This is a genomic window from Pseudomonas sp. NY15372, assembly GCF_048068215.1.
In the GTDB taxonomy this organism is placed as follows: domain Bacteria; phylum Pseudomonadota; class Gammaproteobacteria; order Pseudomonadales; family Pseudomonadaceae; genus Aquipseudomonas; species Aquipseudomonas guariconensis_A.
Window position 1 is genome coordinate 22,394 of the sequence record NZ_JBLUPY010000019.1, and the last position, 15,095, is coordinate 37,488.

The following is a 15,095-nucleotide window of genomic DNA, read 5'->3' on the forward strand; positions in this document are numbered from 1 at the left end:
AGGAGATACGAGTCATGGATATTCCACACGTGCCGGTGGGCATCGCCGCGGCACAGGCCTTCCAGGATGGCATCATCGCCAAGCGCCTGCCTTCCTGGCTGCTGGCTGCAGACGAAAGCCATCGGGCCTCGCTGGAAGAGGCGTTGCAACTGAGCCTGTATTTCCAGCAACGCGTGCGCAACGTGCTGGAGCGTATCCAGCCGATCGATGCCTTTGCGGCACTGAAACTGCAGCAGGCCCTCGAGGCCCGCTATGGCGTGCGCTACCAGGTCGGTCACTGGCGCTTTCGTCATGGGCGCTGGGAGCCTGTAATCAATAGCCAACCTGTCGGTACCCACCTGAGCCAGGCCCGTTACGAGGATATTCCCCTGGTCGAGGCGGCACTGCGCAATTTCACTCACAACGAAGCCCAAGCCCGTGAAGCGCCTGCCGACACCGGTTTATGGTCGCGGATCGGGACAGCCCTGGAGGATCTGTTCTCAGGTCGGACCAAGGAAGATTTTCAGGCCAGGGACAATAGCCTGGTCAATCCCCAGGGGATACCCGAGGCCATCCCCTCGGCCATCGAGTTCGCCGCCCTGTGCCGAGCGCTCGACGTGGGCGGGCAGTACCAGCGCCACCTGGAGGCGGTCCTGCGTCCGAGCGCCAAGCATGACGAGCCATGGGAGAACGTCGCTTCACTCCTGGCGCGCAGTCACCGATACGCCATGCTGGTCGATGCCTACAGGGCCTGCAGCAGTGGTGCGCTAAGCGATGCAGAACTTCGCCTGGTGGTCATGTTGTGCCTGTTGCGCGGACCTCTGCGGCTTGATGGTGCGCCTGTGGTCGCCAAGCAATTGAAGCTGCTGGGCTGCTCGCTGGAGCAGATCGTCGTGCTCGATGTGATCGACCAAGGCACATTGCGCGATACCAGCCGGCGTGTGCTGGTGCATGTGCCTGGCGACCCCCAGGGGGCATGGCGCAGCTACCGCGACTTGCGCCATTTCGCCAACGACCTGGGCAAACGCTTGCGCACCCCGGAGTACCAGAAGTTTTTCAGCCGTTTCGTACGCCGCCGCGATGCCCAGGGCTTCTTCCAGACGGTGCGCGAGCGCTACCGTGGTTTGTCGGACCTGGCCAACGCGGCGCTGGACGAGCACGCGCTTGCCTATCCCCAGGACCTGTTCGGCAGCCTGGCGAGCGCACGCATCGAACACATCATGGACGACGCGGCGATGATCGCGGTGCCGGTGGCGCAATTGGACCGGGAGGTGCAGCGTGCCCACGACGAGCGCCTGAACGCCGAAGGTTGGGCATTGCTCAACCTGGCAGGTTTCTTCGTCCCAGGGATAGGCATGGCTTTGCTGGCGGTCAGTGCCTGGGAACTGCTGGGCGAGGCGTTTCATGGTATCGAGGCTTGGCATGAAGGGGACACCAGCGAGGCGTTGGACCACCTCCTGAATGTCGCTCGGGATGTCACCTTGGTGGGTGTCTCCGCCGTGGGCGCGACCGTGGCGAGCCGACTTTGGAACCGCTCAGCGGTGGTCGACAGTCTTGTACCGGCGCGGCTGGAGGGGGGCGCGACGAAGCTGTGGAACCAGGACCTGGCAGCCTACCGCAGTGAAGCCTTGCCGGCCGGGGCAGTGCGCGATGAGGCCGGTGTGCACCATCTGCAGGGACGCACGTGGGTCGAGATGGATGGCCATTACTACCCGGTGCGCCAGGGCACCGAGGACGGCCAGTGGCACTTGCTGCCGGCACGGAGCATGAGCCGATGGTGGCCGGGCGAAGCATATGCTCCGTTGTTGCGCCACAACGGTGTCGGCGCTTGGCGGCTGTGGTCGGAAAACCCGGGGCAGTGGGAGGACCCACGTTACCTGTTTCGTCGTCTGGGCGGGCGTTTCCGTGAGCTGGACGATGAACGGATCGGGCAGTTGCTGGCGTTTCATGACCTGGGGGCGGAGCATTTGAGAGGGCTGCATATCCAGGGGCGCGTCCCGGACGCCGAGTTGCTGGACAGCGTAATGCGCATTGGCCTGGATCTGCGTATTCGCAGGGCGGTACAGCGTTTACGTGCGGGGCAATCCTGCGATGACCTGGTGGTATTGCAGGGAGCCCGGCACCTGCCCGGCGCGCAGGCGCTACCAGACCATACGCTGGCGGAGCTGGCCTGGCGTGAGCGACGATTGTTGCTGCAACGTTTGTATGAGGGGCTCCAGGATAGCGACAGCCCGGGAACCGCTGCCTTGCGCCGGGTTTTCCCGAGCCTGCATCGGCGCGTGGCCCAGGCGCTTCTCGGCGCTGCAAGTGCGCAGGAGCGGCAGCGTCTGCTCGACAGCGGGCGAGTCTCGATGCGTCTGGCGAATGCGGCCAGGGCCGCGGTAATGCGCCTGCGCACGGTACGGGTCTACGAGGCGCTGTATTTCGATACGCCGCAAACAGTGGACCTGGCCCGTGTGGTATTGGGGTTGCTCAACGATTTGTCTTTCCGGGGCGCGAGGATCCGCTGGCGTTTGTTCGAGCGCTATGTCGGGGGGGCTTTGCTGTATGTCGGCGAAGCAGGTGACAGTGCCTTCGATCTGGTGCATGTCAACGGCAAGTTCATCCTGCTGAACGGGCATGGACACATACAAGGCGATGCCGGTGAGCTGTTCGAAGTAATCGCCAGTGCGTTTGACGAAAGCCAGCGTAATGCTTTGGCCGTAGGCGAGCCGTTGGCGCATAACCTCAGGGTCATGGTGGGGCGCGTGGCATTGCGTCAGCGCCAGGAGGTGCAGCGACTGCTGGGCGCGGGGGAACCGATGGGCTGGCTGCGGATGCCGCTGCGCCAGTCCGATGGCCGGATCGGTTACCCGCTGAGTGGACGCAGGCCTGGAACCAGCCGTGAGCAACCGGCACCGCAGGGGTTGATGGCCAGGGTTCGAGAGTTGTACCCCACGTTCACCGATGCGCAGGTGATCGCGTTCATAGAAGATATCCGCGGCTCGGTCGAGGGCGTGGAGATAAGGCTTGCCCAACTGGAAGCGGAACTGCGGTCACTGTCCAGGTCGTTGTCTTTTTGGGTCGGGGCCAGTCGCAATGCTGCGGAGCAGGACGACCGATTCGCGTTCGCCGAAGCGATGCTCGGGTGCTGGCAACGTCGGGTCATGATTGGCGGTGAGAATGACAGCCCGAATGCCCGCTATTGGTGGTCACAGGTGCAGATCGCACCAGGCATTCTTCCGGACTTGCCCGAAGGGGTCAGGTTCAATCATGTGGCGGTGCTTTCATTGCGAGGGCTTGGCCTGGAGCAGGTGCCCGATGGATTCCTGCGAGCATTTGCCAACCTGCAGACCCTGGAGCTGTCCGGAAACCGCCTGACCCGTCTGCCCGACTTCCTGATGTACATGGAGCACCTGGAATACCTGGATCTCTATGGCAATGGCATCACGCTGGACAACAGGCAGCGCCTGGCCCTGAGCCATTGTCGAAACCTGGTCTACTTGAACCTTTCCCATAATCCATTGGGGCAAGGCTTTCCTCTGCACGGCATGCCCAATCTTTGTGAACTGCACGTGCGCAATACGGGCCTGGTGGAAATACCTGACGGCGTTTCGAACTGCCAATGGCTGCGTACCCTGGACCTGCGCGACAACCAGATAACCGCTTTGCAGGACAGTTTCTTCCATACCAGGGTCTGGACAGCAGGTGTCGTGCGGATGGCGGGCAATCCATTGCCGGAGGCGCGGTTGCAGGTGCTGCAAACAGCGCGACAAGGCCTGGGGGTAGGCGCGGGATCTCCTATCCCTGCCCGTTTGCGCTGGATCGATGCGATCGGCAGTGAGCAACGGGACGACATGGCGGCACTGTGGGCCGAGGTCGAGGGGTTGCCGGGCGCAGAGGAGTTCATTGCGTTGCTGCAGGATCTGCTGGGTACTACCGAGTTCCAGCAGCGCATTGGCGCTCAGGCGCTGGCCAGCCGGGTATATGCCCTGTTGGATGCGGTCATCCGCGCCCCTGCGTTGCGCGAGGAGTTGTTCGCCAATGCCGGGGCCTTGACCTGCGTCGACAGCGTAGCGCTGCGGTTCAGTGATCTGGAAGTCCGGGCGCTGGTATGGCAAGCACAGCAGCATCCCGCCTCGGGTGACGTGCAGCATGGCTTGCTTCACCTGGGGCGACAGCTTTGGCGGCTGGAGACGCTCGATGGCATCGCCCGGCAGGATATCCAGGCGCGATTGGCCTCAGCAATCGCCCCTGACGAAATCGACGAAATCGAAATCGTCCTGGCCTACCGCCTTGCGCTGCGTAGCGACCTGGACTTGCCGGTGCAGACCAGCGAAGTACAGTTTCTGGAGCTTGCCTATGTCGGGGCTCGGCAAATCGAATCCGCCCGTGCCCGGGTGCTGGAGGCTGAGACGCCGGAATGCCTGGCAGCATCGCTCGTGGACCGCGACTTTTGGCAACTGCACCTGCGCCGGACCCAGAGCAGTCGATTCGATGAATTCAATGCACCGTTTCATCAACGGGTCGAAAGTTTGATGGAGGATGAGCAAGTTCCCGAGGCCGAACGCCTTGCCCGGATCAACCAGGTGAACCAGGAGCGTGCCCAAGGCGAGCGAGACCTGATGCTGGAACTGACCCGCGAAGCCATGGAACTGGCGCCCGCCGCCCAAGGCGCCCCCGGACGCTGATTTCGGCGAGCCTGCTTTGTGGCGGTAGGTATCTAGCGCCTCCTGGTGATCCCTGGTACCTAGGCTCACGCTCATGTTCACCAGGAGACCGGACAATGAGCGCGCGTAATGAACAGGCAATGAGGCAGTTCGATGCCCAAGCCCAGGCCTATCAGGATCACCTTGTGGGGGCACGGTTGCCTGGCTGGGTACGAGCCACGCAGACAGCCCGTCTGGATGACCTGGAGCAGGCGCTGGGCAAGAGCCTGGAATACCGGCAACGGGTACGTGATCTGCTGTCGAAGATCGAAGACATTCGGGCCTTCACCCGGCGGGCCCTGGAGTCGGCCTTGCAGCAGCGTTTCAACGCGCCGTTCGATACGGCGCGCTGGACGCTACGCGTTGGGCGTCATGAGGTAGTCATCAACCAACAGCCCGTCGGCGTGCACCTGACCGAAGTGGTCTACGAGCAGGTTCCCTTGCTTGAAGCTGCCCTGCGCAATTTCACCGCCCAGGAGGCTGCCGATGAAGGGCAGCCACGCGGCAACCGGTTGACGAGCCAGCAGCCAGGCGAGGCGTCTCCATTGTCGGCTGTCGAATTCGCGGCTTTGTGTCGAGCGCTTGATCTGGGGGGCTGCTATCAACGACACCTGCAGGCTGTGTTCGAGCCCCCGGATGACGATCGCGCGCAGGAAGCCCCGCTGTCGCAACTGGCCAATGCACAACGCTACGCGATGCTCGTGGATGCCTACCGGGCAGGGGCCGAAGGCCGCTTGACCGACGAAGAGCTACAGGTGGTCGTCGCCTTGTGCCAGAACCACGAACGACCACGTCTGGGAGGCGCGCCCGTCGTTGCCAAACAGTTGCAGGTGCTGGGCTGCCACCTGAGCCAGATCGTTGTCCTGGACATCATCGACGAGGGGCTTGTGTTCAACTCCAGCAAGCGGGTGCTGGTGTACATCCCCGGTGATCCCTTCGGCCCCTGGAGTGCTTTTCCAAGCTTGCAGCGTTTCGCCAGGAGCGTGCTGGGACAACGCTTGCGCAGCCCGGCCTATCAGCAATTCTTCAGCCGTTTCGTGCGCCGGCGCGACAGTCAACGGTTCTTCTCCACGATCATCACGGGTTATCGCGATTTGCCTGTCTGGGCGAACATCGACCTTTATGAATACACGCGTGCCTTCAGCGGGCCGCTGTTCGACAGCCTGGCGGCGTTGAGCATACGCCAGATCAAGGATGACGCGGCATTGATCGCGGCGCCTGTCGCGGCGTTGGACCGGCAAGCCCAGAGAGAGCATGACCAACGCCTGGCTGCACAAGGCTGGACATTGCTCACCCTGGCAGGGCTCTACGTGCCGGCCATAGGTTCGACGCTGTTGGCGTTGACGGTTTGGGAGTTGCTTGGCGAAGTATTTCAAGGCTTCGAGGATTGGCGCGAAGGCGACACGCGCGATGCCCTAGGGCACTTGATGAACGTTGCCCGGGACTTGGCCATCATGGGTTCGTTCGCCGCAGGCGGGGTCGCCGTTCAACGCGCGTGGCGCCGCTCGGCCAAGGTGGATGGCCTGGTGCCTGCGCGGCTGGAGGGTGGAACCCTCAAACTCTGGAACCAGGACCTGACACGCTACCGGCGCAAGGCGCCCCCGGCAATGGCGATTCCTGATCGAGCAGGTATCTTCCACCTGTCCGGGATGGCCTGGATCCGGATGGACGGCCACTATTACCGAGTCCGACAGCGGGCGGCGGACAGGCGCTGGCAATTATTGCCCGACACAACGCAAGGCGAAGATGCAGCCTTGCATGAGAACGATCACGCGCCCTTGTTGCGCAGCAACGGTGCTGGCGCCTGGCGCTTGGGGTCGGAGCAGCCGCTCGAATGGGAGGGGCCCCATTACCTGTTCCGCCGCCTCGGCGGCCAATTGGCGGAACTCGATGACGAGCAGATCGACCAGGTGCTGGCCATCCATGGTCTCGATGAGGACCAACTGCGGGCCCTGCACGTTCATGACCAGGCACCGGATGCCGCTTTGCTGGACACCGTCGAGCGCACCTTGCTGGACCAACGCATCCGCCATTTGGTTGGCAGCTTGCGTTCCGGCCGTGGCGGCGAGGACCCGGTGACCTTGCTGCAGGCCAAGCGTTTGCCTGGCGCGGCGACGTTGTCTGATCAGCAGCTGGCCGAGCGCGTATGGTGCGAGCGCCGCCTACTGTTGCAACGTCTCTATGATTCACAGCAGCACGAAGACGGCCCGTCGGGCGTATTGCGCCGGGCTTTTCCGAGCCTGCACCCACGTGCGGCGAGGGCGCTCCTGGACGCGGCGGGTAGCGCTGATCTGCAGCGCCTGCACGAAAGCGGGCGAATCGGCTTGCAGCTGGCCGAGGCGGGGGCCGCCCTGGCGCTGCACGTGCGCGTGGTGCGCGTCTATGAGGCCTTTTTCCTCGATACCCCGCAAACCCGCGATCTGGCCCGGGTCGCGATCGGCATGCTCAGGTATTTGCCCGGCGTGGCCGAGGGTGTGCGTTGGCGCCTGTTCGAGGCGCATGCACAGGGCCCGCAGCTGCTTAGGCTCGACCAAGGGCGTCAGGCATGGGACCTGGTCCATGTCGATGGCCGTTTCATGCTGCACGATGCGCAGGGCATCGCCTTGGGTGACCCTGGCGAGTTGTTCGAGGTGATGGCCCGTGCCTATGCCGACGACCAGCGCCAGGCCATGGGTATCGGTGAGCCCTTCGCGCACAACCTGCGTGTGCTGCTGGGTCGGCAAGCCCTGCGTAACCGCGTTGAAGTGGTGCGTTCGCTGCACGACTCCCAGGGTGGCCGTTACCGGCTGCCTTGGCGCCAGCCCGACGGTCGAGTCGGCTATCCGCTGAGTGGGCATGGCGCGGTGAGGCGGCAGTGGCGCCGAGGGCAGGCGCAGGCATTGCTCGCCAGGGTCCGTGAACTGTACCCGGGCTTCAGCGAACAGAACGTTACCCAGTGGATCGATACGGTACGTCAGTCGGGGCGTAGCGTGCACCGCGAGCTGGACAGGTTGGCCGAGGAGCTTGACGAGCTCGAGGACTGCTTGTTCCAGTGGGCGGAGCAACCGGCCAGTCGCGTTGTCCGGCAGGCTCGAGACAGCGTCCGTGTGGCATTCAACAACTGCTGGCGACGTGTGAGGATCGTCGGCCCCTATCCTGACCCGCTGTCCAACCACTTTCGCCTGACCATTCAAGGCATGCGGATCGGTCAACTGCCGGAATTGCCCGCGCAGGTGAGTTTTGGCCATGTCGTCGAACTGCTGCTCATGGACATGGATATGGAGCAGATACCGGCCAGCTTCTGGCGAGCCTTTCCTCGCTTGCAGGTCCTGGACCTGGGCGGCAACCGCTTGACCCGGGTCCCGCAGCAACTGATGCGCCTGGAGCATCTGCACGAGTTGATCCTGGTCGACAACCAGATCGTGCTCGATGGCCCCCAGGCGGTCACGTTGAGCCGGTGTGTCCATCTCGTGCTTCTGGACCTTTCCCACAACCCGTTGGGGCGTAGCTTTTCCCTGGCCAGGTTGGAGCAGCTGCTGCGGTTGGACATGCGCAACACCGGAATCACCCAGTTACCAGAGGCGCTGCTGGATCTTCCTCAACTGGTCTATGCCGACCTGCGCGACAACCGGATCAACGCCTTACCTGCGGCATATGACCTGGCGCCAATGGATGTGAGGCGCAGGTTGCGCTTGGCGGGCAACCCCTGTGACCAGCGACGCCTCGCCGGACAGCTGGACGATTGGCCGTACGTCGACGATCCCGATGAGCACCCGATAAGCCCTCGCCAGCTCTGGAGCGAGGCCATCGGCTCGCAGGGACGGGGCGGGCTGCTGGTCTGCTGGAGCGTACTGGAAAGCGAGGAAGGGGCCGAGCGGCTTTTCCGGGTATTGCGGCAATTGCTGCGCTCCGAAGGTTTCCGGCGTAACCCCCAGGCCATGGCCTACCGTGTGCTGGGGGTATTGCGCGCCATGGCCGACGACCCCGTGTTGCGGCGGCAGCTCTTAGATGTCGCGAACGACGAATGGGGATGCCAGGATGGTGCATCCTGGTGTTTCGATAACCTTGAGGTGAGCATGCTGGTGTATCGTGCGCAGGCCGATGCCCAGGGGCATCCGGAGCAGGCCTTGTTGCACCTGGGCCGTCGATTGTGGCGCCTGGAGGAGGTGGACCGGATCGCCCTGCTGGACGCTAGGGCTCGAGGCCTGGAGGCGGAGGGCAGCGAGGTGGGGCTGGCCTTTCGCATTGGCTTGCGCGAGCGCCTTGACTTGCCCATTGGCAGCGACGACATGAGCTATGCCCAGATCGCGGGTGTCGACGGCCCGATGCTGGACCGTGCCTACCAGCGCGTGCTGGCAGCCGAGACGCCGGGACGCTTGGCTGAGTCGCTGGTCGACAGACCCTTCTGGCAAGCTTGCCTGGAGCGCATCCACACTGACCGCCTGATGGCGCTCGATGCGCCATTCCAGCAACGCCTGGCTGCCGTGCTGGATGATGAAACGTTGTTGCTGGGCGAGCAGCTGGAACGCGCTTCCGGTATTCGTGACGAACAGCGCGCGGCGCGTCGTGCATTGATGCTCGAGCTGACACTGGCGGCGCTGGAAACGCCGCCGCCCAGGCCGGGTGGCACGGCGCCTTGATGCCAGGAGGGGCCACGGGCCTGGCAGCTTTGGGCTATGCTCACCTTGGTCGTCAGTATTTTCCGCGGATGCTGTAGGCCCGGTCTGGGGGAGCGAGTAATGGCAAGTTACCTTTCGCCTATCCACCTGTCTTGAGAGGTAGTTTAGGCTCGCACGTCGGATCTTTCTTCCTGACCTGTAGTCTTTGTTTCGAGAAAATAAGGAGATGCGCATGCTCGTTCGGTCACTGACCCTCGCCACCTTGCTCGCCTTCGCTGGCCCCCTGTTCGCCGCGGACAGCGACGCACCGCTGGCCAAGGAACTGGGCAAGGCCAGGCCCTTGGTCATCATCGCACCCAGCAGCGCCGACCCGACCTTGCGCGGGTTGAACGAGGCCCTCAAGGACCCGGCCACCCAGGCCGCTTTCAAGGAGCGCAGCCTGGTGCTCTACAGTGTCGCCAACATGATGGGCAAGCGTGAGGACAAGAACCTCGAGCAGCAGACCACCATGGCGCTGATCCGCGAGCTCAAGCTCGGGGCCAGCAAAGGCACCAAGGTGATCCTGGTGGGCAAGGACGGTGAACGGCATGTGCTCAAGGACGACGACAGTGGTGAAAAGCTCGATCCCCAGGTGATCTTCAAGGCCGTGGATGAATTACCCGCCACCGAGAAGGCGGTGACCGCACCGGAGCCTGTGGCGACGTCCAGCGAAGCCAAGCCCAAGGACAACAAGCCTGCCAAGCCCGCCAAACCGGCGGCCCCGCCCAAGCCGCTGGAGGATTGACCACCCCTTGGCCTGGGCCCAAGCGCCCAGGCCAAATTCATGTATCACACTGTATCAACCCCATGGCGTGAACCATTCCCATACAAAATCCCGCCGCTGCCGATACACCCTCGATACACCGCCGCGATGTAATGGCTCCACTTTCCAACCACAAGTGGAGCATCACCATGAAACAGTCGAAAAATACCCTTGGCCTGCTCGGCGCCGCTCTGATCGGCGGCATGGTACTTGGCAACACCGCGTTCGCGGCTGAACCTTTGACCCAGGGGTACCAACTGGCCGCAGCCAAGGTGGCTGGCGAGGGCAAGTGTGGCGAGGGCAAGTGCGGCGCCAGTGAAAAAGCCAGCAAAGGCGAAGGCAAGTGCGGTGAAGGCAAATGCGGTGCCGGTGAAAAAGCCACCAAGGCCGAGGGCAAGTGTGGCGAAGGCAAGTGCGGCGGTGATGGCAAGGCCCACGGCTGACGCCCTGGCGATCGATCAGTTGCACCGAGGCTTGTCGCAATAGCCGGCAAGCCTTGGTGCCACTGCCAAGGACAGGCCCGGACCTGTTCGATCAGTGGAGCTTACCTACATGAACGACACTCTTCTACAGGCAGGCCTCGGCCTTCGTCGCGGTCTGCTGCCCCAATTGCTGGCGATGGAGCAGGGCGCTGTCGATTTCCTGGAATGCGCACCGGAAAACTGGATCGGCATCGGTGGCGTCTACGGCCAAGGCCTGGACCAGCTGGCGGAACGTTTCGCCATCGCCTGCCACGGCCTGTCATTGTCCCTGGGGGGCAGCCAGCCATTGGACCAGGGCTTTCTGGCGCGCACGAAGCAATTTCTCGAGCGTTACCAGGTGCGCCTGTACAGCGAGCATCTAAGCTACTGCAGCGACGACGGACATCTTTATGACTTGATGCCGATCCCTTTCACCGATGAGGCGGTGCACCATGTCGCGGCGCGCATTCGCCAGGCCCAGGATCTGCTGGGGCGGCGCATCGCCGTGGAAAACATCAGCTACTACGCCGCACCTTACCAGGCCATGAGCGAGCTGGATTTCATACGTGCCGTGCTCGACGAGGCCGATTGCGACTTGCTGCTGGACGTCAACAACGTCTATGTCAATGCCTGCAACCATGGTTACGACGCCGGAAAGTTTCTCGACGGGCTGCCTCTGGAGCGCGTGGTCGGTATGCATGTGGCCGGCCATTACGACGAGGCGCCGGACCTGAAGATCGATACCCACGGCGCTGCGGTGAAGGATGCCGTGTGGTTGCTGTTCTCCCTCGCCGTCCAGCGTTTCGGCGTACAGCCGACAGTACTGGAGCGGGACTTCAACTACCCGCCGCTGGCCGAACTACTGGCCGAGACAGCGCGCATCCGTGCGCTGCAGGACGCGGTCAGGAGCGTACACAATGTCTGAGACCTTGCGCACCCAACAGTACGCCCTGGCCCGCCATATTCGCGATCCCCAAGGCAACCCGCCGCCGCCGGGGATCGAGGCACGACGCCTGAAAGTCTATCGCGAGCTGTTCTACAACTCGATCGAGGGCCTGTTGGCCGGCTGTTTCCCGGTCATGCGCCAGACGCTCGGCGACGCCCGCTGGCACGCACGGGTGCGGGCGTTCTATGCACACCACCGGTGCCAGACACCACTGTTCACCGAGATCGCCGAGACATTCATCGACTACTTGCAAGGCATCGAGCCCGACGCCCCCTGGCAGCTCGAACTGGCCCACTACGAGTGGATCGAAGCCTCGCTGTACCTGAGCGATGCCCAGGATCCGCCGCACCAGCCCGATGGTGATCTGCTCGAGGGCGAGCCCTTGTTGTCCTGTGTGGCTCGGGTGCTTGCCTATCGTTGGCCGGTGGAGTGCATCGGGCCTGATCACCAACCTGTCGAACCGCCTGAAGCCCCTACATTGTTGCTGGTGTATCGGGATGCGCAGCTTCAGGTGCGCTTTGCCCGGCTGACACCGATGGCTTATCAGTTATTGGCAGGGTTGCCGGGAACCGGACGCGAGCGCTTGCAGGCGTTGGGCGGGGAAGAGGTTCGGCGCCATGGGCTGGCGCTGCTGGAGGACCTGCGAAGACAACGCATCATCGTGGGGACCCGCTAGGCGGGTTGTGCATTCCACAGTAAAACAAGTCGTACCTTCGCATTTGCTGGCAAAGGCTTCGCCCTTGATCGCGGGACAAGCCCGCTCCCACAGGGGGGCGGCGTTAGCCGCTTGTTCTCTGCGCGACAGAGCAGCCCGGAAGGGCTGAGTGATCTCCCACAGAACAACGCATAACTATTTGATTTTGCAGGTCTTGTGGGAGCGGGCTTGTCCCGCGATCCTGCACCACCTCGACCCCAAGACCGGCACAATGGCATGCCGGTCGTCAGCTCCATTGATCGCCTGCATGGACCATTCGGTCAACCTTGGGAACCCCTGGCAGCTTGGTGAATGAATGGACGTGACGCCTGGCAATGAAATGTCGACCCGCAGCCACGTAGTGCGGCAGCTGATTCTGGTGTTTACCGGTGTGCTGGTAGTGGCCTTGACGCTTGGCCTGGTATCGCTCTACCGCCTCGCCGAGGCCCTGGATCGGCGTGAGGTGGAGCAGAGCCGCTTCTACGCCGCGTCCGCCCTGACCCAGCTGCAGAAAAACGAAAGGAGCTTCTTGTTGACCCATGCCCATTGGCAAGCTGCCTACGACCACTTGGCAGGGCCGGTCGACAGCCATTGGGCCTATGACGAAGACAACGTCGGGGCCACGCTCTACACCTCCGACGGTTATACCGGTGTCTATGTGCTGGACGACGACGGTACCCATTACGCCATCCTTGAAGGGCAGTTGAGCGACGAAGGCCTGGCGCGCCACAGCGCCAGTGCCGACCGTGTGCTGCAGCTGGCCCGTGTGGCCGACCAGACCGAGCAGGCCGCGTCGGGCTACCTGGTGTTTCGTGGCCAACCGGCGGTATTCGCTGCGGCGGTGATCCGCCCACCGAACTTGGCCCACCACCTGCCACAGCCCACCGCGGTGCTGGTGTTCATCCGCGTGCTTTCGCCCAGTGTACTCGAGCCTTTGGGCCGGTCGGTGGGGCTGTCCGGTTTCGTCATCAGCGATGTGGCCGCCGAAGTGCCCGGACGCGGGTTCCTGCCGCTGGAGGGCAGCGGCCATGCGCTGACCTGGGCGATCCCACAACCCGGCACGGCCCTGATCCATACGGTCATCCCGCCCTTGGCCGTGGCCCTGTTGCTCATCGCCCTGGCCATGGCGCTGTTTGCCCGCCACGCGATGCGCGCCAGTGCCGGCATCGACCGTAGCCACCGCCAGATGGCCGCCTCCAAAGCCGCACTGGAAACCAGCGAAGAACGCTTCAAGGCCGTTGCCGAAGCCGCCTCGGACTGGATCTGGGAAACCGATGCCCAACTGCACCTGACCTACCTGTCGGCACGCTTCGCGGAACTCACCGGGCATGCCGTACAGGCCTGGTTGCAGCGCCCGATCACCGAGTTGTTGTCCTGCGATACCAGCCACGTCGAGACCTGGTTGCACGGCCTGGCCGCCACGGGTGCCTCCGGCAGCTTGCGTTGCCAGTACAATGACCACCTGGGCCAGCAGCGGATCTGCAGAATCGCCGCACGCGCCATCGTCGAACAGGGCGTGTGTTCGGGCTTCAGGGGCACCTGCAGCGACATTACCGATGAGGTGGCCGCTCATGCGCAGATACAGCACTTATCGTTGCACGATGCGCTTACCGGGCTGCCCAATCGCAACAAGCTGTTCCGTTTCCTCGAACAAACAAGTCAAGGTCTGGATACGCCCCAGGTAGCGCTGCTGATGCTCGACCTGGACAACTTCAAGCCGATCAACGACAGCCTTGGCCACCCGGCGGGCGATGCCGTGCTGATCGAGGTGGCCGCACGCCTCGGCCAGGCCACTCGTGACAGCGACCTGGTGGCGCGGCTGGGCGGCGACGAGTTCATCATCGTGCTGGCCCGCCCGGGTGACCGTGACGACATGGACCGTTTCTGCCTGCGCGTGATCGAGGCGCTCAAGCGGCCGATGCAGGTGGAAGGGCATACCGTGCAGATCGGGGTCAGCCTCGGTGTGGTGCTGTCGGCGGAATACCCCGGTACGCCCAGCGACCTGATCCGCTACGCCGACGTGGCCCTGTACAGCGCCAAGCAGGCCGGCAAGAACACCTGGCGCTACTTCTCGGCGCAAATGAACGCGGCGCTGATGGACAAGCGCGTGCTTGAAGGTGAGTTGCGCGAGGGCATCCCACGTGGCGAACTGGTGCTGCATTTCCAACCTCGCTTCAAGGTCGATGGGGCCACGGTTGCCTCGGTCGAGGCCTTGGTGCGCTGGCAGCACCCCCGGCTCGGCCTGTTGCGCCCGGACCGGTTCATTGCCTTGGCCGAGGAGTCGGACCTAATCGTGCTGCTCGGCAACTGGGTGCTGCGCGAAGCCTGTGCCAGGGCCAAGGACTGGCCACAACCGATCATGGTCTCGGTCAACATGTCGCCGGCGCAGTTCAGCCGCAGCGACGTGGTTCGTGACGTGGGCGATGCACTGCGGGCCACGGGGTTGCCAGCCCACCGCCTGGAGCTGGAGATCACCGAGAACGTCATGCTCAACGACATCGAAGGCGCCCTGCATACCATGAATGCGCTCAAGGAGCTGGGTGTGCGCCTGAACATGGATGACTTCGGTACCGGCTATTCGTCGCTCGGTTACCTGCGCACGTACCCCTTCGACAGCATCAAGATCGACAAGCGTTTCGTCCAGTCGCTGGGCAAGAGCGGCAGTGACCGCAGCGTGGTGCAGGCGATCATCAACCTGGGCAACGCCATGGGCATGACGGTGACCGCCGAAGGGGTCGAGACCGCCGAGCAACTGGCATTGCTCAGTGACGACCAGTGCCATGAAGTGCAGGGCTTCTTGCTCAGCAGGCCGGTGGAGAACGAGGTGTTGGTACGGATGATGTCGGAGCAAGGGGGACCCCAGGTGCATTCGAAGGCGCGCTGAGGCTTCGCGAGGCAAGCCCGTTACAGAAATGGGGCGTGGCGAC

Annotated in this window: 6 protein-coding genes and 1 pseudogene; all 7 read left to right on the forward strand. The window is 63.4% G+C overall.

Annotated features, from left to right (window positions below):
* Window positions 1-14: 14 nt before the first annotated feature.
* The 7 genes and pseudogenes from ACNFG0_RS14710 (at window position 15) to ACNFG0_RS14740 (ending at window position 15,052) form a co-directional block, all read left to right on the forward strand.
* Entirely contained in the window at window positions 15-4,649 is a 4,635-nt protein-coding gene (locus ACNFG0_RS14710) for an NEL-type E3 ubiquitin ligase domain-containing protein (RefSeq protein ID WP_416765398.1), read from the forward strand.
* A gap of 95 nt (window positions 4,650-4,744) precedes the next feature.
* Window positions 4,745-9,286 carry an NEL-type E3 ubiquitin ligase domain-containing protein gene (locus tag ACNFG0_RS14715; RefSeq protein ID WP_416765399.1) on the forward strand — a complete coding sequence of 1,514 codons (4,542 nt, stop codon included), beginning with the start codon at window positions 4,745-4,747 and terminating at the stop codon, window positions 9,284-9,286.
* Between the two features lie 211 nt (window positions 9,287-9,497).
* Window positions 9,498-10,049: a DUF4174 domain-containing protein gene (locus tag ACNFG0_RS14720; protein WP_196143564.1), complete on the forward strand. Its 552-nt coding sequence runs from the start codon at window positions 9,498-9,500 to the stop codon at window positions 10,047-10,049.
* A gap of 167 nt (window positions 10,050-10,216) precedes the next feature.
* Window positions 10,217-10,486, forward strand: a pseudogene (locus ACNFG0_RS14725) (hypothetical protein); the annotation flags it as partial.
* 133 nt (window positions 10,487-10,619) lie between these two features.
* Window positions 10,620-11,453, forward strand: a complete 834-nt coding sequence (locus ACNFG0_RS14730) for a DUF692 domain-containing protein (protein ID WP_196143565.1) — start codon at window positions 10,620-10,622, stop codon at window positions 11,451-11,453.
* The gene (locus ACNFG0_RS14735) at window positions 11,446-12,150 is read left to right on the forward strand and encodes a DNA-binding domain-containing protein (protein ID WP_416765402.1); all 705 of its coding nucleotides are present in this window, start codon (window positions 11,446-11,448) and stop codon (window positions 12,148-12,150) included. The genes ACNFG0_RS14730 and ACNFG0_RS14735 overlap by 8 nt, the downstream gene beginning before the upstream one ends.
* Before the next feature lie 334 nt (window positions 12,151-12,484).
* Complete coding sequence (locus ACNFG0_RS14740; protein WP_416765403.1) at window positions 12,485-15,052, forward strand: EAL domain-containing protein; 2,568 nt, start codon at window positions 12,485-12,487, stop codon at window positions 15,050-15,052.
* The last annotated feature ends 43 nt before the right edge of the window (window positions 15,053-15,095 follow it).

Excerpts from the sequence above, each read along its gene's own strand:
- ACNFG0_RS14710 (WP_416765398.1), top strand. The coding sequence starts at position 15 with ATGGATATTCCACACGTGCCGGTGGGCATCGCCGCGGCACAGGCCTTC.
- ACNFG0_RS14715 (WP_416765399.1), top strand. The coding sequence starts at position 4,745 with ATGAGCGCGCGTAATGAACAGGCAATGAGGCAGTTCGATGCCCAAGCC.
- ACNFG0_RS14720 (WP_196143564.1), top strand. The coding sequence starts at position 9,498 with ATGCTCGTTCGGTCACTGACCCTCGCCACCTTGCTCGCCTTCGCTGGC.
- ACNFG0_RS14730 (WP_196143565.1), top strand. The coding sequence starts at position 10,620 with ATGAACGACACTCTTCTACAGGCAGGCCTCGGCCTTCGTCGCGGTCTG.
- ACNFG0_RS14735 (WP_416765402.1), top strand. The coding sequence starts at position 11,446 with ATGTCTGAGACCTTGCGCACCCAACAGTACGCCCTGGCCCGCCATATT.
- ACNFG0_RS14740 (WP_416765403.1), top strand. The coding sequence starts at position 12,485 with ATGGACGTGACGCCTGGCAATGAAATGTCGACCCGCAGCCACGTAGTG.